The sequence below is a fragment of the Curtobacterium sp. VKM Ac-2865 genome, assembly GCF_015350905.1.
Taxonomy (GTDB): Bacteria; Actinomycetota; Actinomycetes; order Actinomycetales; family Microbacteriaceae; genus Curtobacterium.
Genome location: NZ_JADKRZ010000002.1, coordinates 711,442 through 732,982 on the forward strand (window position 1 = coordinate 711,442; position 21,541 = coordinate 732,982).

Here is a 21,541-nt window from a genome sequence, read left to right on the forward strand (position 1 = left end):
GGTTCGCCGAACTCGGGTGACGTTGACCGGATCCGTCAGGACGCGCTCACGCGTCGGTCAGCGTCAGCTCCGGCAGGGGGCGGTCGGTGTCCGCCACCCGGGTGAGCTTCGCGGTGACCGGGGCGAACAGCTTCGACATCAGGACCTTGTCCGCCACCCGCCGGGCAGCCAGGCCGAGCCGCGTCTGCGGGTAGGCGAAGTGCACGATGCCCTTCGGGATGCCCTGGATCTGGTCGACCAACGGCCGGAGCCAGTCGTCGAAGGACACGAACGCCGCATCGAGGTCGGCCTGGGTGAGGCCGTCCCCGCGGTCGACCGACTGCAGTGACGCGGCGAGCACGTAGCCGCTCGTGAGGGCGAGCGAGGCACCGCCTCCGCCCATCGGCGTGACGCACCAGGCAGCGTCCCCGATCACGCAGACCCGGCCACGCTGCCAGTGCGGCATCCGGATCTGGGTCAGCTCGTCGAGGTACACGTCGTCGGAGTCGGCGAACCCGTCGAGCACCCGGTCGGTCTGCCAGCCGGCGTCGGCGTACCGGTCCCGCAGCTTCGCCAGCATCGCCGGCCGGTCGAGCCCGACCAGGTCGTCGACACCCGCGTGCGCGAGGATCGCACGGGTGGTGCCGTACGGGTCGGGTCGCAGGTGCACCTGCCGCCCACCGACCGCCGTGTACCAGCGCCAGCGGTCGTCGTCGGACGGGATGCGCGGGATCGTCCCGAACACCATCGTGACGCCGAGGTCGCGTTCGTCCACGTCGCCGTCCGCGGTGAAGACCCGGTCGCGCGTCCGCGACCGCACGCCTTCGGCGATGACGAGCAGGTCGGCGTGCAGGACCCGGCCGGCACTCGTCGTGATCGTCACGCGGTCCGGCACCACGCTCGCGTCGCCGTCCTCGACGTCCTGGATCGTCTCCCCGTAGACGAACTGCACACCGTCCGGCAGGTCGTCGAGGACCACCCGCGCGAAGTCCCCGCGGAGCACCTCGAGCTCGGCGGTGGCCCCGTCCGGACCGTCCGACGGCAGCTCGGTGGTGACGCGGCCGTCGCGGTCCACGAGCACCGTGCCGGTCTCCGTCGTGTTCACCGCCCGGATCGCGTCGACGAGGCCCATGCGGTCGAGCACCTCGCGGGCGACTCCGCGGACGTCGACGTTCTGCCCACCGTCGCGGAAGGCCGGGGCCCGTTCGACGACGGTGACGTCCCATCCGGTGTGACGGAGCCACCAGGCGGCCGACAGGCCTGCGATGCTGGCTCCGGAGATCACTGCGTGCCGTGCGGTCATGTGCTGCTCCTCGTGTGCGGGACGGACGCGCGCTGTCTGCGGCGCCCGTCATGCTTTACAGTAAAGACACTACACAGCAAAGGAACCTGGATGCCCGGACTCGACCCCCTGTCCGTCGACTGGGACGACGACCAGGTCACGGTGATGCACCGCCTCCGAGACTGGGCGGTGACGTTCGACGAGCTGAACCGGCACCTGTCCACCTGGATGGACCTGCCCGTCTCGGACGCGAACGCCCTCGGGCAGATCGTCTGGGCGGAGCAGAACGGCGACCCCGTGTCACCCGCGCAGCTCGCGCGGCAGATCGGCATGACGTCGGGGGCGACCTCGATCCTCATCGACCGGCTCGAGGCCGCCGGGCACGTCGCCCGTCACCGCGAGAGCACCGACCGACGCCGGGTCACCCTCCGCCCGACGGACACGGCTCGAGCCGAGAGCGCCCGGTTCCTCGGCTTCGCCGGGGCCGAGATCGCGGAGACCGTCCAGGGCACCGACGCCGAGGAGACCCGCGTCGTGATCGCGTTCCTCGCGCGGATGACCGCCGCGGCCGCAGCCGCGAACGCCCGTCTGACGGCGCAGCCGAGGCCGCCGGCGGCAGACGCGGCCCGGGTCAGACGATGACGTTGGGGGCGAACCGGCAGAAGTAGTCGGTGATCGGCCCGTCGGACTCGCGGATGCCGACCCCGAACGACTCCTGGTCGACCACCCAGGACCCGAGCACGGGATGATTCGACCCCGCACTGCCGGGGAAGTCGGGCAGCTCGTGGTACTGCTGCCAGACCTGCTCGCCACCGCGACCCGGGCGGCGGTACTCGGTGCCGTTCGACACCACCGAGCCGTCGGCACGGTGCACGCGGATGCCGTCGCCCTCGCGCCCGAAGACCGGCTTCACGACGTAGTCCGTCATGCCGTTCGGCCCGTCGGTGTACGACGGCAGCAGGTTGTCGTGTCCCGGGTACAGCCGCCACAGTGCGACCAGCAGCAGCTTGTTCGACAGGAACGTCTTCCACGCGGGCTCGTACCAGTGCCCGACGCGCGCCCGGTCCGACACCAGGAAGTCGCCGAACTCCTGGTCGCCCTCGGCACGGTCGTCCCCGGAGAGCAGGTCCTCCCACGGGTAGAGCTTGAACAGGTTCCGGATCACCGGGTACTGCGTGCCCGGCGTGTCCCCGGGCACGGCGAACGCGCTGCGCGAGGAGCCCTCCGGCTCGGGCACGCCGACGAACGCGCGCTGCCCGGAGTGCCAGCCGATGTCCTTCATCTCGATGCCGGTGTGCTCCCAGCCGGCCTCGGCGGCGAGGTCGCGCATGTACGCGACGGTGTCCCAGTCCTCGCCGTAGGTGTCGAGGTCTGAGTGCGCGACGAACAGGCGTCCGCCCTCACCCTCGCGCAGGGACCGGTGCAGCAGGGTGCGCCAGCGGGCCACCAGGGCCTCGTGCAGGCCGTTCCACTGGTCGGCGTCGGCCGCGATGTCGCCGCTCGCGAGCCGGTCGCGGTACCAGTGCCACTGGGTGACCGAGGCCTCGATCAGCCCGGTCGGGGTGTCCCCGTTGTACTCGAGCATCTTCGCCGGGGACCCATCGCCGTGGTAGGCCAGGTCGAAGCGGGCGTAGACGTCGGGCTGCCCCTGGCCGAGCGACCACCCGGCGAGCTCGAAGGCCTCGTCGCTGAGGCCGAGCGTGCCGAGCGCCCCCGACGCCATGTACCGCGCGGCCTCGAGCGACATCCGGTGCAGCTCCTCGGTCTGGCGTTCGAGCGCCTCGACCTCGGGCAGCGTGAACACGTAGGCGGCGCCGTCGTTCCAGTACTCGGCCACGGTGCCGTCGTCCCGCAGTGCCCGCGAGTAGATGAGCCCGGTCTGCTGGATCTTCCGCTCCCAGTCGGGGCGCGGGGCGAACTCGATGCGCTCCATCAGCCGCCGAAGCCGCCCTTGGACCCGGACCCGCCGAAGCCGCCCTTCGACACCGCACCACCGCGGGAGGACAGCCCGGACTTGGCCGTCTTGCCGGCGGGCAGTGCGTCGACACCGCCCGTGGCCTTCGAGCCGACCGCGGGGACCTTCGTCGCGCCGCGAGCCAGCAGCGGGAAGTAGTACCAACCCGCGTGCCCGCCGTGGTTGTTGCAGTCGTCGTCGGGGAGACGCTTCTGCGTGGAGTTGTCACGGCAGATCTGCGCGTAGTCCTCCTTGACCCCGCTCCCCTGCCCGCACCCGGTCAGCGAGGCGGCCAGGGCCGCCACGACACCGATGGAGACGACGTTGGAGACGCGACGGCGTCGTGGAGTGCTGCTCACGGTTCCGGAGCATAAGGCATGCCGACGACGTAGGTCGCGGTGAGCCTCCCGGTCAGGGCATGCGGGAAGGTGACGCCGGTGGGACGGAAGCCGGCCGCCTCGTAGAGCCGCAGGGCCGGCAGGTTGTCGGCGAGGGCGTGCAGGACGACCGCGGGGTGGCCGACGGCGAACGCCGCGTCGACGGCGGCGACGAGGAGCGCCCGGCCGACGCCGCGCGCCTGCAGGTCGGGACGGACGGCCAGGAGCGAGAGGTAGGCGGCGTCCGACGGGTCCGTCGGTCGGCCTGTGCCGGGCGCAGTGACGAGCACGAACCCGTCGATCGGAGGAGACGGCTCGTCGGAGACGGCCGGAACAGACACAGCCGCAGCCCCAGCCGACGCCACCAGGCACGCCACCCGCGGCACCTGGAACTTCGCCTCGGCCCGGACCCGCACGGCGGAGTCCTCGGGCACACCGTCCCGCGCCGCGACGGCCGCGGTCCAGACGTCGACGCAGGCCGGGTCCTCGTCCGGGATGGCTGCACGCACCACCACGGACGACTCGATCACCTTCTCAGCCTACGGCCGCCCCGCTGCGCACCCGGAACCCCGCGCCGCGGTGCTCGTCGGGCAGCCGGTCGCCACGACCGTGCAGCTTGTGCCGCAGGGACCCCTCGACGTACGCGTCCGGGTAGGCGCCCCGGGCCCGGAGCTCGGGGACGACGAACTCGATGACGTCCTCCCACGTGCCCGGCGTCACCGCGTAGGCGAGGTTGAACCCGTCGACGTCGGTCTGCTCCTGGATCTCCTGCAGCTGCGTCGCGATCGTGGCCCCACCGCCGACGGCCACCGGACCGAGCCCGCCGATCGCGGTGTGCCGTGCCAGGTCCCGGATCGTCCACGACGCACCGTCCGACCCCGTCGCCGCGGAGATGTTCGCCGCCGCCGACTGGATCGCGTTCGAGTCGACCTGCCCGAGGGGCTCGTCGAGGTCCCACTGCGACAGGTCGACGCCCATCCAGCCCGAGTTCAGCACGAGCGCACCGAGCTCGGACGCGTACGACAGGTAGTCCTCGTACTTCGCCTGCGCGAGCTCGTCGGTGGCGTCCGTGATCACCGTCAGCAGCGTGTAGACCTTGGCCGCGTACCGGTCGCGCCCGGCGGCTTCGAGGGCGTCGCGGATCTTCGTCACCGTCGCGGTGAGCTGGGGCAGGGTGGGCGCCCCGACGAAGACCGCCTCCGCGTTCTCGGCGGCGAACGCGATGCCCCGCGGCGAGGCCCCCGCCTGGTAGATCACCGGCGTGCGCTGGACCGACGGCTCCGACAGGTGGATGCCCGGCACGTCGAAGTGCTCGCCGTGGTGCTCGATCGGGTGCACCTTCGACGGGTCGGTGAACACACCGGTCTCGCGGTCCTCGACGACCGCGTCGTCCTCCCACGAGCCCTCCCACAGCTTGTAGAGCACCTCGAGGTACTCGTCGGCCACGTCGTACCGGTCGTCGTGGCTCAGCTGGTCGGTCTGGCCCATGTTCCGCGCGGCGCTCGGCAGGTACCCGGTGACGACGTTCCAGCCGACGCGGCCCTTCGTCAGGTGGTCGAGCGTCGAGACGCGCCGCGCGAAGGGGTAGGGGTGCTCGTAGGCCGTGCCGGCGGTGATGCCGAACCCGAGGTGCTCGGTCACCGACGCCATCGCGGACACGAGCAGGATCGGGTCGTTCACGGGCACCTGCGACCCGGTGCGGAGCGCGGCCTCGTTCGACCCGCCGTACACGTCGTAGGTGCCGAGGACGTCGGCGATGAAGATCCCGTCGAACGCCCCGCGCTCCAGCGTCTTCGCCAGGTCGGTCCAGTACGTCAGGTCGCGGTAGTCCCTGGACCGGTCGCGCGGGTGGCGCCACAACCCGGAGGACTGGTGGGCGACGCAGTTCATGTCGAACGCGTTGAAGCGGATCTGCCGGGTGGGGTTCGTCGTGTCCGTCACGAGCGCGACGCTACGACCGCTCCGGCGCGTCCGTCACGTGACATGACGAAGCATGACGGGAGGCTCGGCTCGCCTCCGCCTCGAATTCGTCGCGACGAATCCTCCTGATCAGGCCTTTTCTGGTCGGAGGCCCGTCATCCGGATGGCAGGATCGGTGCGTCCCGAGACGCCGGTGTCTCCGTCCCGCCCGTCTCCGAAGGTGTTCCCCATGTCGTTCTGGGCCCTGTTCCTCATCGCGCTCGGCGTCTCCGCCGACGCGTTCGCCGTCGCGCTCGGCAAGGGCCTGCACATGCAGCGCTTCAACGTCCGGCACGCGGTCGTCATCGCCGTCGCGTTCGGCGTCTTCCAGGCAGCCATGCCCCTGATCGGCTGGCTGCTCGGCACCACCTTCGCGCAGTACATCGCCGGCGTCGACCACTGGGTGGCGTTCGGGCTGCTCGCGCTCATCGGCGGCAAGATGCTGTGGGAAGCCGTCCGTGGCGGACAGGACGACGCGGAGGACACCGACCGCCTGCAGGTGCGTGAGCTGCTCGTGCTCTCCTTCGCGACGAGCATCGACGCGCTCGCGGTCGGGGTCACGCTCGCGTTCCTGCCGGTCTCGATCGGCTGGGCGGTGCTGCTCATCGGCATCACGACCGCCGTGCTGTCCTTCGTCGGCGTGCTCGTCGGTCGTCGCGTCGGCGCGCGGTTCGGGCGTCCCGCCGAGATCGTCGGTGGCGTGATCCTCATCCTGATCGGCGTGCAGATCGTGCTCGAGCACACCGGCGTGCTCGGGGCCCTCGGGGCCGTCGGCTGAGCAGCCGCCCGACGCGGGCCGCGCGTCAGACGGTCTCGGTGATCAACACCCGGACACGCTCCCGGATGTCGTCCCGGATCGGACGGACCGCGTCGAGGTCGAGCCCCGCCGGGTCGGTGAGCTCCCAGTCCTCGTAGCGCTTGCCGGGGAACACCGGGCAGGCGTCGCCACACCCCATCGTCACGACGACGTCGGCAGCGGCGACCGCGTCGGTGCTGAGCAGTGCCGGCTGTTCATCCCGGATGTCGATGCCCTCCTCGAGCATGGCCTGCACCACGACGGGGTTCAGCTGGTCGGCCGGCTCGGACCCGGCGCTCCGCACAGCGATCCGGTTGCCGGCGAGGTGCTGCAGGTACGCGGCGGCCATCTGGGAGCGCCCGGCGTTGTGGACGCAGACGAACAGGACGGTGGGCACGGGTTCGGTCGACACGAAGTGCATGATCGCACCAATCCGGTCCGTCGACCGCTCCGAACACCTCCTCGGATGCCGCGCGGTCACCCGAAGACCGTGCTGCAGCAGAGGCTCGCTCACCCTGAATCGCGAGCCTCCCGTGGGAGTCCGACAGTGTCGTCGGGTCCTACGTCCCCTCTAGACGTTTTCGTGCACGACCGTTCCGTGGGACGGGAGGCCCGTGGCGGGCCCGCCACGAGCCTCCCGTCCGGTGTCACCGCGTGGGGAACCGGACGTCCGCCTCCGCGCCGCCGGTTGGACGGTTGGCGAGCCGGACGGACCCGCCGCCCCGCTCCGCCGTCGCCCGGACAAGCGCCAGGCCCAGACCGCTGCCGCCGAGGCCGGACCGGCGGGCGGGGTCGGCGCGGGTGAACCGGTCGAAGGCCCGCGGAAGGAACGCCTCCGCTATGCCGGGGCCGTCGTCGACGACGCGCAGCACCAGGTCGTGGGCGTCGTCCTGCAGCAGGGTGATCCGCACGACGACACCGGTGTCCCCCGCGGCGACCGCGTTGGCGACGAGGTTGTCGACCACGCGGGCGAACGCGGCCGGTCCCACCGGGTACCGCTTGCGGGGTGACGGGACCTCGACCGCGAAGTCGATGTCCGCGTCGGGGCCGGCCAGGGTGCGCATCCGGTCGACGGACCCCATCAGCTCGGTCACCAGGTCGGCGGCGGGCGACTCCGGGGGCGCGCCCTGCTCGTCGAGCCGACTGAGTTCGAGCATCGTGTTCGCCAGGGCGACGAGCCGTCCGGCGTCGACCTCGGCCGCGTCGAGTTCGCGTTCGAGGGCGTCGGCGTCACCGGAGGCCCGGTGCGCGAGTTCGAGCCGCGCGGTGAGGGCAGCGAGCGGTGTCCGGAGCTCGTGGCTCGCGTCGGCGATCATCCGCTGCTCGCGCTCGGCGTTCTCCCGCTGCCGGTCGATGAAGGCGTTCAGGGTGCGCGCGAGCTCGGCCACCTCGTCCTGGGACGACCCGATCGGCAGGTGACCGCCGACGGCACCGGTGCTCAGCAGCTCGGCGGTGCGGCGCATCCGCGACACGGGGCGGAGCGCGAGGGTCGTCAGCAGCCAGGCGGTGCCCGCGAAGGCGGCGAGCGCCAACAGCGTGCCGATGACCAGCGACCGGTCGACGCTGGCGACCGTCTCCTCGCCGGCCCGACCGTCGTGGGCTGCCCAGACGACGTACGTCCCGCGGTCGTTCGTCACCGGTGTGCCGATGACCGTCGCCGCGCGGCGGTCCGTGTGCAGCCGCAGGGTGACCGTGCGGTCGGGGATGCCCGGCGGCAGCACGCGCTGCAGGTCCCGGGGCAGGGAGTCGGTGATCCAGCGACCGCCGGCGGTCCGGATGGCGACCAGGACGTCCGCGGCGGGGACGTCGGGCGGCTCCTCCGGGTCTTGGTGCAGGTCGGCCACGAAGGCCGCGGCGTCCCCGGCAGCGAGCGACCGGTCCGCCTCGAGCGTCGCGTGCTCGATCTGCTCGTGCAGGACGAAGGCCACGCCGCTCAGGACGACGGCGCCGATGACGACGCTGCCGAGCGTGATCCGTGCCCGGATCGACAGCCACCGGAACGGCGTCACGGGGTGGCCTCGACGTCGAGCGCGTACCCGACGCCGCGGACGGTGCGGATGACGAGGTCGGCGCCGGAGGCCTGGAGCTTCTTCCGCACGTAGCTGACGTACTGGTCGACGATCGTCGGGTCGAAGTGCTCGGCGCTCCCCCAGACCTCCTCGAGGACCTCGGTGCGCGACCTGGGCAGCGGCGAACCCTGGATCAGGAAGCGCAGCAGGGAGAACTCCTTGACGCTCAGCGGCAGGTCCCGGCCGCGGACGGACGCCCGGACCGCGACGACGTCGAGGCGCACGACACCCGCCTGCACGACCGTGGCCGAGCCGGCAGCACGCCGCCGGAGCTGCGCCCGGATGCGCGCGTTCAGCTCAGCGATGGCGAACGGCTTCGTCAGGTAGTCGTCCGCGCCGGAGTCGAGGCCGAACACGCGGTCGTCCACGGCGTCCCTGGCGGTCACGAGGATGACGGGCAGGTCCTGCCCGGCCTCCCGGAGCCGCCGACACACCTCGAACCCGGTCATGTCCGGCAGCATCACGTCGATCGCGGCGGCGTCGAAGGGGCCCGTCTCGGCCTGCCGCAGCGCCGTGGCGCCGTCGAGGACGAGGGCCACCGTGTGTCCCTCGTTCGTCAGGCCGCGCTCGACCAGGGCGCCCATCGCCGGGTCGTCCTCGACCACCAGGATCGCCGCCACGGTCAGACCACGCCGCACTCGTGGCGGGGGCGGGACGGTTCGCGTCGGGGCATCCGCTCAGCCAACCAGCATCGCGCCCCGGCGTTCGTGTGAACTCTCGAGTGATGCCACCCCGGCCGACCGTGCACGGCGGGGTTACCGTCTGCCCCATGACCGTTCCCTCCAGCCGGACCGCCGGACGCCGCGACGCCACCGTCCCCGCCGGGCCTCGTCGCGCGTTCGCGATCCTCGTGGGCTTGACCGTCCTGTTCGTCTTCCTGCAGTCGCTCACCGCCGGGGAGTTCATCTCCGACGGGCTGTCGCAGGGGGCGAAGGAGGTCTGGACGGACGCACACGGCCTGATCGCCTACCCGGTCATGGTGTTCGCGTTGGCCGCCGCGGTCGTCGGCGCCCTCCGTCTGCGGGAGGCCAGGGGCGCCGTGGTCGGTGCGGCGGCGCTGTTCGTGCTGGCCGTGGTCCAGTGGCTGCTCGGCCACTGCATCACCACGCTCGGCTGGGACTGGGTCACCCCGTGGCACGTCGTGCTCGCGTTCGTCGTCTACGGACTCTCGATCTGGCTCTCGGTGCGCTCCGCAGCGCTCCGACGAGGCCGCTAGAACCCGCGGTGCCCGAGCGCGTTCCCCCCTCTCGCTCGGGCACCGTGTGGTCCGCACCCGTCCTGACCTAGCAAGGCAGGGTGCGCGAGCCGGTGGGGCGGAGGACCCGACCCCGCTCCACCGGCACAGGACGGATCGACCGCGCCCCTGGTACGTTCCGGGGAAACAGGAGGCGTCATGCAGATCCTCATCGTCATCGCCAGGGCCGTCGCGGCCGGGCTGGTGTCCGCAGCGAAGACCATCGGGGCCATGGGCGGCGCACACACGCACGACCTGGAGTCCCAGCGGGCGCTGAACAACCAGAAGCGGGACGAGTACCGCCCGTAGCCGTTCGCGAGACACCGGCGTCTCGAGATGACACACCGGCGTCAGCGCGAAACGCCTCTTCGCACGCGAGACGCCGTCGATTCCGGCGGCGTCTCGACCATGTTGAGGCGTCCCACCGAGACACCGGCGTCTCGAGATGAGACACCGGCGTCTCGCGCGCGGAACCAGCCCGACGCGCGACGCCCACCTCCCGCCCGGCGCCCGGCGCCCGGCGTCCCGTCAGCTGACGGGGAAGCGCTCGGCACCCGCCTGCGCCGACGTCACCAGGTCGTCACCGGCCAGGGCCTGGTCCGTCCCGAGCACGGCGACCCAGCGGTCAGTCGTCGCGACGGAGGCGAAGTTCGAGTGCAGGACCGCCATCAGCGTGCGGTGGACGGTCTCGGCGTCGGCCTGCCCCGCGGCGTTCGCGATGCTGATCGCGCCCGTGGCGTCGGAGAGCACCTCGACCGCGATCCCGTGGGTCTCCGCGTCGGCGGCACTGGCGATGATGCAGTTGTTCGTCATGTAGCCGACCAGGGTGACGGTGTCGACGTCCCGCTCCCGCAGCCAGGCGAGCAGGTCGGTGCCGGCGAACACCGAGCCGAACTGCTTCGTGACGCGCTTCCAGTCGTCCTGCTTGCGGGACTGCACGTCGGGGTGCAGCGCGTACTCGGGGGTCGTCGGGTTGAACACCGGTGCGGTGGCGCCGCCGGAGTGCTGCACGACGACGACGGGGACACCGGCGTCGGTCGCGGCGTCGATGGCCGCGGTGATCCGGGGCAGGGAATCGGTGTGCGCGGGGTACTGGATCTCGAGGGGGCCGGAGAAGTACTGCTGCTGGACGTCGACGAGGACGAGGGCGCGGTTCGGGGTGGTCATGCCACCAGCCTGCACCCCGGACGGGAGGCGCGTGGCGGCGCCGCCACGAGCCTCCCGTCCGGCACCGGGTCGCGTCAGCGGGCCGCGCTCGCCTCGCGGACGGCGGCCTCCGCCGCCACCCAGGCGAGCATCCCGCACTTCACGCGCATGACGAACTTCGAGACGCCGTGGAAGGCGACGAGGTCCTCGAGGACGTCCTCGTCGGGCTCGCCCACGCCGCGGGAGCGCATCATCGTTCGGAACGCCTCGGTCAACGTGAGCAGCTCGGGCACGGTCCGGCCGACGGCCATGTCGGTGAGCACGGACGCCGAGGCCATCGAGATCGAGCAGCCGTCCCCCTGCCAGGCGAGCCCGGCGACGCGGTCGGTGCCGGGTTCGAGCCGGACGCTGACGGTGATCTCGTCGCCGCAGGTCGGGTTCCGCTCGAAGTGCGACGCGTCGGCGTCTGGCAGGTCGCGGTCGCCGTGCCGGGCCTTGGCGTGGTCGAGGATGACCTGCTGGTACAGGCTGTCGAGGCTGTTCACGCGGTGGCTCCGAAGTAGGCGCGGATCTCGCTGGCCGCCTGCACGAAGCGGTCGACGTCCTGGTCGGTCGTGTAGACGTAGGTGCTCGCCCGGCTGGTCGCGGTCAGGCCGAGCCGGCGGTGCAGCGGCTGGGCGCAGTGGTGGCCCGAGCGGACGGCGATGCCCTGCGCGTCGAGGTACTGCGCCACGTCGTGGGCGTGCACCCCGTCGACGTCGAACGACACCAGGCCGGAGCGCGGGACGCCGGCGGCGGGACCGACGACGGAGATGCCGGGGACGGCGGCCAGGCCCGTGAGCATGCGCTCGGCGAGGTGCTCCTCGTGCACCCGGACGCGCTCCATGCCGATGCCCTGCAGGTAGCGGACGGCCTCGGCGAGCGCCACGGCCTGGGACACGGGCTGCGTGCCGGCCTCGAAGCGCTCGGGTGCCGGCATGAACTCGGTGTGCTCCATCGTCACCGTGGTGATCATCGAGCCGCCGGTACGGAACGGGGGCAGGGCGTCGAGGAGCTCCTGGCGTCCCCAGAGCACGCCGATGCCGTTCGGGCCGAGCATCTTGTGCCCGGAGAACGCCGCGAAGTCGACGCCGAGCTGCTGCACGTCGACGGGGCGGTGCGGCGCGGACTGGCAGGCGTCGAGCACCACGAGGGCACCGTGGGCGTGGGCGGCGGCCGCGATCTCGGCCACGGGCGCGATCATGCCGGTGACGTTCGAGACGTGGGCGAACGCGACGACGGCGGTTCGGTCGGTGATCAGCGCGAGGGCGTCGGCGGCACCCCAGCAGCCGTCGTCGTCGACGGGCACGAAGCGGAGGGTCGCCCCGGTGGCGGCGGCGAGCTCCTGCCACGGCACCAGGTTGGCGTGGTGCTCGGCCTCGGTGACCAGGACCTCGTCGCCGGGGCCGATGCGGAAGCGTTCGGCGGCGGCACCCCCGCGACCGCGGCTGGCGTTCGCGATGCCGTACGACACCAGGTTGAGCGCGTCCGTGGCGTTCGCGGTCCAGACGACCTCGCTCGGGCTCGCGGCGTTGACGAACCCGGCGACGGTGGCGCGGGCGTCCTCGTACGCGTCGGTGCTCAGCGCGGCGAGGGTGTGCGCTCCCCGGTGCACGGCGGCGTTGTCGTGCTCGAGGAAGCGTCGCTCGGCGTCGAGCACCTGGCGCGGGCGTTCGGCCGTGGCGCCGGAGTCGAGGTACGCGAGCGGGTGGCCGTTCACCTCCTGCTGCAGGATCGGGAAGTCGGCCTTGATCCGCTCGACCTCGTCGGTGGTGAGCGGTTGGTCTGGTGCCTCGATCGTCACGGCGCTGGTTCCTCCTGCTGTCGTCGGGGACAACCGACCCATCGTCCCCGTTGTTCCGCCAGGAGTCCAGCCGAGGCAGACCCGAGCCGGCTCCGGTTCAGCGCCCCGGGACGCAGTGCCCCGGACGCAGGACGGCCCCGGTCCGCGCCTGCGGTCCGGGGCCGTCCGTGACGACGACTGGGGTCACTCGTTCCCGAGGTGCTTGTCCGCGGTGTCGCGTGCGCCCTCGATCTTGTCGTCGTACTTGCCGCCGGTGGCCTTCTTCACGGCGTCGGCGACGCCGTCGAGCACCTTGTCGCTGACGCCCTCGGCCTTCTCGCTCTTCAGGGCGTCCTGGACCTTGCCGTCCTTCAGGAACGCCTGGGCTTTCTTGGTGATGTCGTCGAACCCCGCCATGTCCGTGCCTCTCGTGTCTGGCGGGACTCCAGCGCCCCGCCGCGTGCAGCCGATGGTAGGCCGGTCACCCGGATCGCGTACCGCCTCAGACCATCTGGGCGCTGCGCCGACGGGCCAGCACGTAGCTGACCCCCACCGACCCGCTGACCGCGAGCAGGGACGGGATCAGGATGTCCGTGCCCTGCTGCGTGAACTCGACGACGAGCACCAGCGCGGTGAAGGGCGCCCGCATCGTGGTCGCGAGGAACGCGGCCGCCCCGATGAACGCGAACGACACCAGGCTCGGGCCGTCCGCCGGCCACAGCAGCGCCCACGCCCCGCCGAGGAACCCGCCGAACGCGGCACCGATGGCGATCGACGGCGTCAGGGTGCCACCGACGGCTCCGGCACCGATCGTCGCGGAGGTGGTGATGGTCCGCACGATGCCGAGGACGAGCAACAGCACGATGGGCGTCATGCCGATCACGGTGCCGTCGTCGAGCGCGGTGTTCATCGCTGCGACCGCGAGGGCACGACCGTTGCCGAGCACCTCGGGGAAGGGCACGGCGATCAGCCCGACCATCGCGAACACGAGTGGCAGCAGCACGAGCAGGTGCCAGCCCTTCGGCGCGATGCCCTGCAGCCGGTTCGTCAGCTTCACGAACCCCACCCCCGCGAACCCGAGCACGGGACCGACCACCACCGCCCAGACGAGCAGCGACGGCGAGATGTGGGTCGCGGGCACGTGGTAGAGCACCTCGTCGGGGATCACCAGGCGGGCCACCCCGGCGGCGACGGCACTGGTGACGAACGCCGGCAGCGCGGTGGCGAAGGTGAGCTCGCCGAGCAGGACCTCGACGGCGAACAGCGCACCGCCGAGCGGGACGTCGTAGACCGCGGCGAGGCCGGCGGCGGCACCGCAGGCGACGAGGATCTTCGTCTCGCGGGCGGAGAGGCCGGCGCGGGCGGTCACGACCTGGGCCAGCCAGGCGCCGACCTCGCGCGGCGCGACCTCTTTCCCGATGGAGGCACCGAGCCCGACGGCGAGGATCTGCACGCCGGCGTTCGCCAGCGTCGCGAGCGCTGGCATCCGTTTCCCGCCCACCGCCGCTGGCACCGAGACGACCGGGCGCCCCCACCGACGCAGTGCCCACCAGGCGAGCGCCGTGACCAGCCCGGCCGACGTGATCGCGGTGAACCGGGTCAGCGGCGAGGGAGCGTCGGCCGCCTCGAGGTGCCCACCGAAGGCGGACCCGAAGGCGACGAACTGGATCAGCTGCAGGGCGAGCCACACGGCGATCCCGGCGACGCCGCCCCCGAGACCGACGAGTGCGGTGACGACCCCGAGCTTGAGTGCCCAGCCGGACGTCGTGCGAGCGGTGTTCGGCATGGCCACGACCCTATCGGCCACCCGCACCGGCCTCCCGCACCGGCCCCGCGTCTGCGGGGCCGCACCACGAGCCGCGCCTAGGCTGACCGGGTGAACGAGACACCCGACCCCGCGCCGGTCCCGACGGCCGTGCAGCACGGCTGGGAACCCCTCGCGGGCAGTGCGCAGTCGGTCGTGCTCGAGGTCCTGCGCGCCGGCCCCCGCCCCCGCACCGAGCTCGCCGAGCGCCTGGGGCTGTCGGGCCCGAGCCTGTCGCGCATCACCCGTCCGCTGCTCCAGGCCGGCATCCTCGTCGAGCGCGACGTCGTGCAGCCCACCACCACCGGACGCCCCTCGATCCCGCTCGACATCGACCCGGACGCCCACCACTTCGTCGGCGTGAAGCTCACCGGCGACGGGCTCTTCGCCGTGGCGACCGACCACCGCGGACGGGTCCTCACCGAGCGCGAGGAGCCCCTGTCCGCCACCGACGTCCCCGCCGTCGTCGCCAGGATCGCCGAGGTCGTCCGCGCACTGACCGCGGAGGACGACCGCGTCCGCGGGGTCTGCGTCGCGCTCGGCGGCGCCACCGTGGGTCGCCGCGAGGTCCGCCGCGCTCCCTTCCTCGGGTGGGAGGACGTCCCCCTCGCCGCCCTGCTCACCGACGCCACCGGCCTGCCGTGCTCGGTGGAGAACGACGTCCGGGCGCTCACCCACGCGGAGCACTGGTTCGGCGAGGGCCGCGGCCACCGCTCCTTCGCCCTGCTGACGATCGGCGCCGGCATCGGGCTCGGCCTGGTCCTCGGCGGGACCGTCGTCGCCGGCGCGCACTCCACTGCCGGCAGCATCGGCCACCAGCGCCTCGGTGGTGCCGTCGCCGACTCCGACGTCCGCTGCGAGTTCGGGCACCGCGGGTGCGCCCGCGCCGTCCTCAGCGAACGGGCCGTCAGCCTGGCCGGCAGCGCCGCGCTCGGCCGCCAGGTCACCGCCGCCGAGCTGCTCGACGCCGCCCGCGCCGGCGACACGGCGGCCCGTGCCGTCGTCGACCACGCGGCCGAGGCCCTCGGACTCCTCGTCGCGGACGTCGTCAACGTCGTCGACCCCGAGGTCGTCCTGCTCTCCGGCGAACTCGTCGGCGTCGCCGAGACCGGCCGGGCAGCGCTCGACCGCTCGATCGAGGCCGCCCGGCACTGGTCGACGCCCGCCCCGACCGTGGTCGTCCAGCCGTTCCGCTTCAACGAGTGGGCACGCGGCGCCGCCGCGGTCGCCATCCAGATGCACGCGCTCGGCGCCTGAACCCACCGCCCGACGGCACCACGCACCGGACGGGAGGCTCCCCACCGGTCTGGTGGGGAGCCTCCCGTCCGGCTCTGGTCGCGACCCGCAGCGCTACGTGAGCTGCAGGAGCGTGTTCACCTGGTCGTTCATCCCGGTCAGCGTGCTGACCGGCTTGCCGTTGGCGTAGATGTCGTCGAACGCGGGCTGCACCAGGGCCTGCACGTCGCCGGGGTTCCGCGTGACCGGGAACAGGAACGTGGTCTCGTCCTCGACCTGGTCGGTGAACGCCGACACGTCGAAGCCCTTCTCGCGGAACGCCGCGACGGCTGCCTCGGTGCCCTCCGGACGCGCCGGGAACACGATGCCGGCGCGGCCGACGATCTGCTGCGCGGTCGCTCCCCCGAGGAAGGCGACCCACTTGGCCGCGGCCTCGGGGTTCCTCGCCTGCTTCGTGATCGAGTCGCCGAGCCCGTTGAACATCGACGCGCGGTGTCCCACGGGCCCGATCGGTGTCGGCGCGATGCCCACCTTCATGTCCGGCAGGTTGCCGTACGCGCCGATCATCCACGAGCCGTTGAACGACAGCGCGACCTTCTTCGCGCCGAGCTGCACGTCCGGGCCGGTCGTCGTCGAGAAGACGCCGTACTTCGGCATGTAGCCCTTCTCCACCAGGCCGAAGTACCACGAGATCGTCTTCTGGAAGCCGGCGTCGTCGTACCGGAACCGGTCGCCCCAGGGGTTGGCGTTCGTGTAGAACCAGTCGGTCGACCCGGTGAACGGCGACCACTGCGTCTGACCGAAGCCGTCGCCGCCGCTGCCGTTCGAGCTCATCCCGTAGACGGCCACGTCGCGCTTGTCGAAGCCGGGCTCGTCCCCGCGGCGTCCCTTGGCGTCGATGGTGAGGTGCGCGAGCATCCGCTCGAACGTTCCGCCGTCGTCGGGGTTCCACTCCAGGGCGGCGAGCTGTGCGGGTGTGACGCCGGCCTTCTGCATGACCGCCTCGTCGTAGAACATCGCGATCGTGTCCCAGTCCTTCGGGGACCCGTAGCGGTGTCCGTTGCGGCCCTTCCACAGCTGGGCGAGGCCGGACTGGTAGTCGGCGTCGCGGATGCCGGCGGTGGCCTCGAGCTCGTCGAGTTCGTACAGCACGTCGAGGTCGGCGTACTGCGGGAACTTCGTCAGGTGGTCGGTGAAGACGTCGGGCGCGGTGCCGGCGATGAACCCGGCGGTGAGCTTCGTCCAGTAGTCGTTCCAGCCGAGTTGCGTGATCTTGATGGTGATGTCGGGGTTCTCGCGCTCGAAGGCCTTCGCGACGGCCTGGTACGCGGGCAGCTGGTTCGAGTCCCAGAGCCAGTACGACACGGTGCCGCTCGCACCGCCGGTCGAGCTGACCCGTCCGGGAGACGAGCACGCGGCGAGGGCGCCGAGGGCCAGGGCGGAGGCGCCGCCGGCGAACAGCGCGCGGCGGGAGATGGAGTTCGTCATGGGAGCGTCCCTACTTGATGCCGGAGAAGCCGATGGAGTTGACGATGCGCTTGGCGAAGAGGCCGAACAGCACGATCATCGGGAGCGCCGCCACGAGCGTCGCGGCCATCAGGCCCGACCAGTCGGTGCCGGACTGCGGTGCCTGCGACTTGAAGACGCCGAGGGCCACGGTGAGCACGCGCGAGCTGTCCGTGTACGACACCATGAGCGGCCAGAAGTAGTCGTTCCAGGCGGTGATGTAGGTCAGCACGGCGAGCGTCGCGATCGGTGCGGCGGCCATCGGCAGGATGAGCCGGAAGAACACGCGGACCTTGCCGGCGCCGTCGATGAGTGCCGCCTCCTCGACCTCCTTCGAGATGCCGAGGAAGAACTGCCGCAGGAAGAACACCGCGAACGGGGTCATGAGCATCGACGGCAGCGAGATCCCGAGCAGGGTGTCGACGAGCCCGAGCGACTTGATGAGCGCGAAGTTCGGCAGCAGCGTGAAGATCGTCGGGACCATCAGGCCGGCGAGGAACACCCCGAAGACCGTGTCGCGTCCGGGCCAGCGGAGCCGGGCGAAGGCGTAGGCGGCAGCGGCCGAGAAGAACACCTGTCCGACGGTGATCATCGTGGCGGTCAGCACGGAGTTCAGCAGGTACTGCCAGAAGTTCAGCGTCGCGCCGGAGCCGCCCTGCGACAGCGCCTCCTTCGTGGTCTGCAGGCCGAAGACCCGCTCGAACCCGCCGAGGCTGAACCCGGTGGGCAGCAGCGACGTCGGGTCGGCGGAGATCGCACCGTTCGACGACAGCGCCGTGCGGAGGATCCAGTAGAAGGGGAACAGGGTCATGACGATCACGGCGGTCATCGCGGTCCAGGCGAGGACACGACCGACGGACGGACGGGGACGGGGCGGCTTGCTGCCGGCGGTGGTGACGGCCCGGGTGGTGACGGGGTCGAGCACGGGCGGGAGGGTGCTGGTCATCTTCGACTCGCTTCCGTTGCTGCTGGGTGGCCGCGTCAGTCCAGGTCGCTCTCGCCGGAGCGCGAGAGTCGGTACTGGACGAACGTGATGACACTGAGGACGATGAGGAGGGCCACCGAGACGGCGGACGCGTAGCCGAACTGGAACCGGCCGAAGGCCAGGTTGTAGATGTAGTTCTGCACGACGTTCGTGGCGTTCGCCGGACCGCCCTGGGTGGTGACGGCGACGGTGTCGAACACCTGGAACGAGCCGATGATCGTGATGATGAGCACGAGCGACAGGATCGGGCGGAGCAGCGGGACCGTGATCCCCCAGAACATCTTCCACTCGCTCGCCCCGTCGATCCGGCCGGCCTCGTACACCTGCTCGGGCAGCGCCTGCAGGCCCGCGAAGATGAGCAGCGCCGTGTAGCCGACGTTCCGCCAGACGTTGATGAACGCGATCGTCGGGATGCCCCACACGTCGCTCTGCAGGAACGGGATCCGCCCGATGCCGAGCGCGGACAGCACCTCGTTGCCGATGCCGAGCTGCGTGTCGAGGATCCACAGCCAGATGAGCGCCGCGACCACGTTCGACACCAGGTACGGCGCCAGGACGATCCCGCGGACGAACGTCGACTTCGTCAGCCGGTGCATCATCACCGCGATGAACAGCGCCAGGACGGTCTGGAACCCGATGTTCAACAGGACGTACTCGACCGTCACGAGCATCGAGTGCCAGAAGATCGAGTCCTGCACGAGCCGCTCGTAGTTCTGCAGCCCCGTGAACACCGGCGGCGTGAGCAGGTTGTACGACGTGAACGAGAGGTAGATCCCGCGGACGGTCGGCCACAGCAGGAAGAGCGCGAACCCGATGGTGGCCGGGGCGATGAACACGAGCGCGAGCCGCAGGTCGTTCGGCGGGCGGCGCCGTCGCGGTGCCGGCGTCCCGGTGCCGGCACGCTCCTGCACCGGTCGGCTGCGCCGGTCAGCGGTCACCGTCATGGATGACGGCAGCGGTGTTTCGGTGGCCATCGTGACTCCTTCGTCGCGTCGGTTCCGTCCGGCAACGCTGCCGGTCGGGTTTAGTGTCGCTGCAAAAGAAACGGCTTGTCAAGAGCGGGTCACGGGCGCGGACCGACGACGGACGGGAGGCTCGGTGCCAGCTGGCACCGAGCCTCCCGTCCGTCCCGTGGTGCGGTCAGATCGCGGTGAGGCGGAACGGCACCACGCGCTCGGCGTACGTCGACGGGGCCTCGAGGCCCACCGTCTCGAGGACGCGACCGGAGAAGACCCGCTCCCCCGACCACCAGACCGGCTCGCGCACGCCGTCGCTCCCGCTGCCGATGAGCACCGGGTCCACGCGGTAGCGCGTCTCGGGGTCCAGGTCACGGAAGGTGATCCGGCCGCGCAGGCTGACCTCGGGGGCGGCGAGCGAGGCCAGGAAGAACATCGCCTCGCGCCGGTCGGACGACACCGCGCCGTACACGGTGAGGGTCTCGTCGACCTGGTCGACCCGGACGAGGTCCCCGCTGTGCAGCAGCCCGCGCACGTCCTTGTACAGGGCGATCCACTCGGCCAGGTCGCGCTCCTCGGCCGCGGTCGCCGTGGCCAGGTCCCACTCGATGCCGAGGTGCCCGAACAGGGCCGTGCCCGCGCGGAAGGACAGGTCGTGCCAGCGGCCGGTCGTGTGGTTCACCCCGCTGGCGATGTGCGAGCCGAGCAGTTCCGGCGGCAGGAGCTGCATGGTCCAGCGGTTCATCTGCTGCCGCTCGAGCGGGTCGATGCAGTCCGACACCCAGACGCGGTCGGTGTGCTCGATGACGCCGAGGTCGACGCGGGAGCCGCCCGACGAGCACGACTCGATCTCGAACCCGGGGAAGCGGTCCTTGAGCGCCGCCATCAGCCGGTAGGCCGCCAGGGTCTGCTCGTGCACGGCCGCCCCGCCGTCCCGGTGCCCGGCCTCGACCAGGTCGCGGTTGTGGTCCCACTTCACGTAGTCGATCCGGTACTCGTCGATGATCGCGACCATGCGGTCGAGGACGTACTCGTACGCCTCCGGGATCGCGAGGTTGAGGACCTGCTGGTGGCGGGAGCGGACCGGCAGCCGCCCGTCGGCCTGCATGATCCAGTCGGGGTGCGCCCGCGCCAGGTCGCTGTCCTCGTTCACCATCTCCGGCTCGAACCACAGGCCGAACTGCATGCCGGCCGCCCGGACGTGGTCGACGAGCGGGCCCAGGCCGTCGGGCCACACCGTCTCGTCGACGAACCAGTCGCCGAGGCCCGCGAAGTCGTTGCGGCGGTGGCGGAACCAGCCGTCGTCGAGGACGAAGCGCTCCACGCCGAGGCGGGCGGACCGGTCGGCGAGGTCCTTCAGGCGGTCGAGGTCGTGGTCGAAGTAGACGGCCTCCCAGACGTTGATCGTCATCGGGCGGACGCTCGTCGGGTGCTGCGGGCGGCTGCGCAGGTGGCGGTGGAACCGGCGCGCCTGGTCGTCGAGGCCCGTGGCGTACGCGCCGTAGAGCCACGGGCCCTCGTAGGACTCCCCCGTGCCGAGCCGGACCTCGCCGGGCAGCAGGAGCTCTCCGCCACCGAGGACCTGGCGGCCGTTGAACAGGCGTTCGGCGTGGTGGCGGTGGTTGCCGCTCCACGCGGTGTGGACGCCCCAGACCTCGCCGTGCGCGAAGCCGAAGCCCGGCTCGCCGACGCTCAGCACCGTGGCGGCGTCGGCGCCCGTGCGGCCCTTGCGGCCCTCGCGCTCGTGGATGCCGACGACGAGGTCCACGCGCTGCGGGGTGCGCTCCTTGCCCCAGCGTCCGGCGAAGTCGAGGATCTCCCGCGCGCGGGTCGGGATCGGCAGGGCGACGGTGAGCTCGTCGACCGTGTACGTCCCCGCGCCGGTGTTCGTGACGGCTGCACGGGTGCGGACCAGGCCGGCGGGGAGCAGCTCGATCTCGAGGCGGACGGCGAGCTGGGCGGTGTCGTCGGCGGCCTCGACGACCAGGAGTGCTGCGCCGGTGTCGATGAGGACGGGGGCGCCGGTGCCGGCGTGGTCCGTGTCGCCGGCGGTGTCGGCGCTGTCACCGTGCGTCGTGGTCGGAGCGGTCGGCGCGGTCTCGTGGGCTTCGCCGATGACGTCGAGGCTGGTCACGATGAACCGGGGCGACCAGTCGTGCCCGTCGCGGTGCCCGGAGAGGCCGGGCTTGCCCGACCACCCGGCGTGCGGCTCGGGCAGCACGGCCAGGCGGATCGGCTCGTCGATCGCGTTCGAGACGATTGGTTCGAGGCCGGCCTCGACGAGCGCGAGCAGGTCGTCGGTGGACTGCTCCCCCAGCGCGGCGCCCCAGTGCACGACGGCCGGCAACCGGCCCCGCGTGCAGTCGAGGACCAGGGAGACCCCGGCGGTGGACAGGTGGACGAGAGCGTGCGGGAGGTGCGTCATCGAATCTCCAG

At 71.8% G+C, this 21,541-nt stretch carries 22 protein-coding genes; 5 read left to right on the forward strand and 17 right to left on the reverse strand.

The annotated features are described in order from the left end of the window. Window positions 1-46: 46 nt before the first annotated feature. Window positions 47-1,282, reverse strand: coding sequence for an FAD-dependent monooxygenase (locus ITJ54_RS08630; protein ID WP_194627282.1), 1,236 nt, complete (start codon window positions 1,280-1,282; stop codon window positions 47-49). Between the two features lie 90 nt (window positions 1,283-1,372). On the opposite strand from ITJ54_RS08630, the gene ITJ54_RS08635 reads away from it, so the two are divergent. Continuing rightward, entirely contained in the window at window positions 1,373-1,903 is a 531-nt protein-coding gene (locus tag ITJ54_RS08635; RefSeq protein ID WP_194627283.1) for a MarR family winged helix-turn-helix transcriptional regulator, read from the forward strand. Here ITJ54_RS08635 and ITJ54_RS08640 read toward each other — a convergent pair. The 4 genes from ITJ54_RS08640 to ITJ54_RS08655 are packed head-to-tail and all read right to left on the reverse strand — an operon-like array spanning window position 1,893 to window position 5,533. Further along, window positions 1,893-3,194, reverse strand: coding sequence for a glutathionylspermidine synthase family protein (locus ITJ54_RS08640; RefSeq protein ID WP_194627284.1), 1,302 nt, complete (start codon window positions 3,192-3,194; stop codon window positions 1,893-1,895). The two genes, ITJ54_RS08635 and ITJ54_RS08640, sit on opposite strands and share 11 nt — an antisense overlap. Further along, window positions 3,194-3,574 carry a tRNA-dihydrouridine synthase gene (locus ITJ54_RS08645; protein WP_194627285.1) on the reverse strand — a complete coding sequence of 127 codons (381 nt, stop codon included), beginning with the start codon at window positions 3,572-3,574 and terminating at the stop codon, window positions 3,194-3,196. The genes ITJ54_RS08640 and ITJ54_RS08645 overlap by 1 nt, the downstream gene beginning before the upstream one ends. Then, window positions 3,571-4,122 carry a GNAT family N-acetyltransferase gene (locus tag ITJ54_RS08650; RefSeq protein WP_194627288.1) on the reverse strand — a complete coding sequence of 184 codons (552 nt, stop codon included), beginning with the start codon at window positions 4,120-4,122 and terminating at the stop codon, window positions 3,571-3,573. The genes ITJ54_RS08645 and ITJ54_RS08650 overlap by 4 nt, the downstream gene beginning before the upstream one ends. A 4-nt stretch (window positions 4,123-4,126) precedes the next feature. Next, window positions 4,127-5,533: an LLM class flavin-dependent oxidoreductase gene (locus tag ITJ54_RS08655; RefSeq protein WP_323741646.1), complete on the reverse strand. Its 1,407-nt coding sequence runs from the start codon at window positions 5,531-5,533 to the stop codon at window positions 4,127-4,129. Between the two features lie 208 nt (window positions 5,534-5,741). On the opposite strand from ITJ54_RS08655, the gene ITJ54_RS08660 reads away from it, so the two are divergent. After that, window positions 5,742-6,329, forward strand: a complete 588-nt coding sequence (locus tag ITJ54_RS08660) for a manganese efflux pump MntP family protein (RefSeq protein WP_194627290.1) — start codon at window positions 5,742-5,744, stop codon at window positions 6,327-6,329. Window positions 6,330-6,354: 25 nt separating this feature from the next. Here ITJ54_RS08660 and ITJ54_RS08665 read toward each other — a convergent pair whose 3' ends face one another. The 3 genes from ITJ54_RS08665 to ITJ54_RS08675 all read right to left on the reverse strand — a co-directional run bounded on the left by ITJ54_RS08665 (window position 6,355) and on the right by ITJ54_RS08675 (window position 9,036). Further along, complete coding sequence (locus ITJ54_RS08665; protein ID WP_416354900.1) at window positions 6,355-6,759, reverse strand: arsenate reductase ArsC; 405 nt, start codon at window positions 6,757-6,759, stop codon at window positions 6,355-6,357. Between the two features lie 235 nt (window positions 6,760-6,994). Beyond that, the gene (locus ITJ54_RS18290; RefSeq protein WP_194627294.1) at window positions 6,995-8,356 is read right to left on the reverse strand and encodes a sensor histidine kinase; all 1,362 of its coding nucleotides are present in this window, start codon (window positions 8,354-8,356) and stop codon (window positions 6,995-6,997) included. Next, window positions 8,353-9,036, reverse strand: a complete 684-nt coding sequence (locus ITJ54_RS08675) for a response regulator transcription factor (protein ID WP_194627296.1) — start codon at window positions 9,034-9,036, stop codon at window positions 8,353-8,355. The genes ITJ54_RS18290 and ITJ54_RS08675 overlap by 4 nt, the downstream gene beginning before the upstream one ends. Window positions 9,037-9,185: 149 nt before the next feature. Here ITJ54_RS08675 and ITJ54_RS08680 point away from each other — a divergent pair, with 149 nt between their 5' ends. Beyond that, on the forward strand, window positions 9,186-9,632 hold the full coding sequence (locus ITJ54_RS08680) for a hypothetical protein (RefSeq protein ID WP_194627298.1): 447 nt from the start codon (window positions 9,186-9,188) through the stop codon (window positions 9,630-9,632). Window positions 9,633-9,809: 177 nt separating this feature from the next. After that, on the forward strand, window positions 9,810-9,959 hold the full coding sequence (locus ITJ54_RS08685; protein ID WP_194627300.1) for a hypothetical protein: 150 nt from the start codon (window positions 9,810-9,812) through the stop codon (window positions 9,957-9,959). 219 nt (window positions 9,960-10,178) lie between these two features. Here the strand turns inward: ITJ54_RS08685 and ITJ54_RS08690 are convergent, their stop codons facing one another. The 5 genes from ITJ54_RS08690 to ITJ54_RS08710 all read right to left on the reverse strand — a co-directional run bounded on the left by ITJ54_RS08690 (window position 10,179) and on the right by ITJ54_RS08710 (window position 14,404). Then, the gene (locus ITJ54_RS08690) at window positions 10,179-10,817 is read right to left on the reverse strand and encodes an isochorismatase family protein (RefSeq protein WP_194627302.1); all 639 of its coding nucleotides are present in this window, start codon (window positions 10,815-10,817) and stop codon (window positions 10,179-10,181) included. Between the two features lie 74 nt (window positions 10,818-10,891). Next, entirely contained in the window at window positions 10,892-11,341 is a 450-nt protein-coding gene (gene sufU, locus ITJ54_RS08695; protein WP_194627304.1) for a Fe-S cluster assembly sulfur transfer protein SufU, read from the reverse strand. Then, window positions 11,338-12,681 carry a SufS family cysteine desulfurase gene (locus ITJ54_RS08700; RefSeq protein WP_194627306.1) on the reverse strand — a complete coding sequence of 448 codons (1,344 nt, stop codon included), beginning with the start codon at window positions 12,679-12,681 and terminating at the stop codon, window positions 11,338-11,340. The genes sufU and ITJ54_RS08700 overlap by 4 nt, the downstream gene beginning before the upstream one ends. Window positions 12,682-12,822: 141 nt before the next feature. Continuing rightward, window positions 12,823-13,035, reverse strand: a complete 213-nt coding sequence (locus tag ITJ54_RS08705) for an Rv0909 family putative TA system antitoxin (protein WP_071269705.1) — start codon at window positions 13,033-13,035, stop codon at window positions 12,823-12,825. A gap of 85 nt (window positions 13,036-13,120) precedes the next feature. Continuing rightward, the gene (locus ITJ54_RS08710) at window positions 13,121-14,404 is read right to left on the reverse strand and encodes a chloride channel protein (RefSeq protein WP_194627308.1); all 1,284 of its coding nucleotides are present in this window, start codon (window positions 14,402-14,404) and stop codon (window positions 13,121-13,123) included. A gap of 90 nt (window positions 14,405-14,494) precedes the next feature. Between ITJ54_RS08710 and ITJ54_RS08715 the strand changes: the two genes are divergently transcribed. Continuing rightward, entirely contained in the window at window positions 14,495-15,679 is a 1,185-nt protein-coding gene (locus ITJ54_RS08715; RefSeq protein ID WP_194627310.1) for an ROK family protein, read from the forward strand. Between the two features lie 93 nt (window positions 15,680-15,772). On the opposite strand, the gene ITJ54_RS08720 is transcribed toward ITJ54_RS08715, so the two are convergent. From ITJ54_RS08720 to ITJ54_RS08735, 4 genes are all read right to left on the reverse strand, one after another. Continuing rightward, window positions 15,773-17,146, reverse strand: coding sequence for an ABC transporter substrate-binding protein (locus tag ITJ54_RS08720; RefSeq protein WP_194627312.1), 1,374 nt, complete (start codon window positions 17,144-17,146; stop codon window positions 15,773-15,775). 10 nt (window positions 17,147-17,156) lie between these two features. Next, on the reverse strand, window positions 17,157-18,110 hold the full coding sequence (locus tag ITJ54_RS08725) for a carbohydrate ABC transporter permease (RefSeq protein ID WP_194627314.1): 954 nt from the start codon (window positions 18,108-18,110) through the stop codon (window positions 17,157-17,159). Window positions 18,111-18,145: 35 nt separating this feature from the next. Next, window positions 18,146-19,123: a carbohydrate ABC transporter permease gene (locus ITJ54_RS08730; protein ID WP_228508759.1), complete on the reverse strand. Its 978-nt coding sequence runs from the start codon at window positions 19,121-19,123 to the stop codon at window positions 18,146-18,148. A 166-nt stretch (window positions 19,124-19,289) separates the two neighbouring features. Beyond that, a complete protein-coding gene (locus ITJ54_RS08735; protein WP_194627316.1) occupies window positions 19,290-21,530 on the reverse strand; it encodes an alpha-galactosidase in 2,241 nt (746 codons plus the stop codon). Window positions 21,531-21,541: the final 11 nt, after the last annotated feature.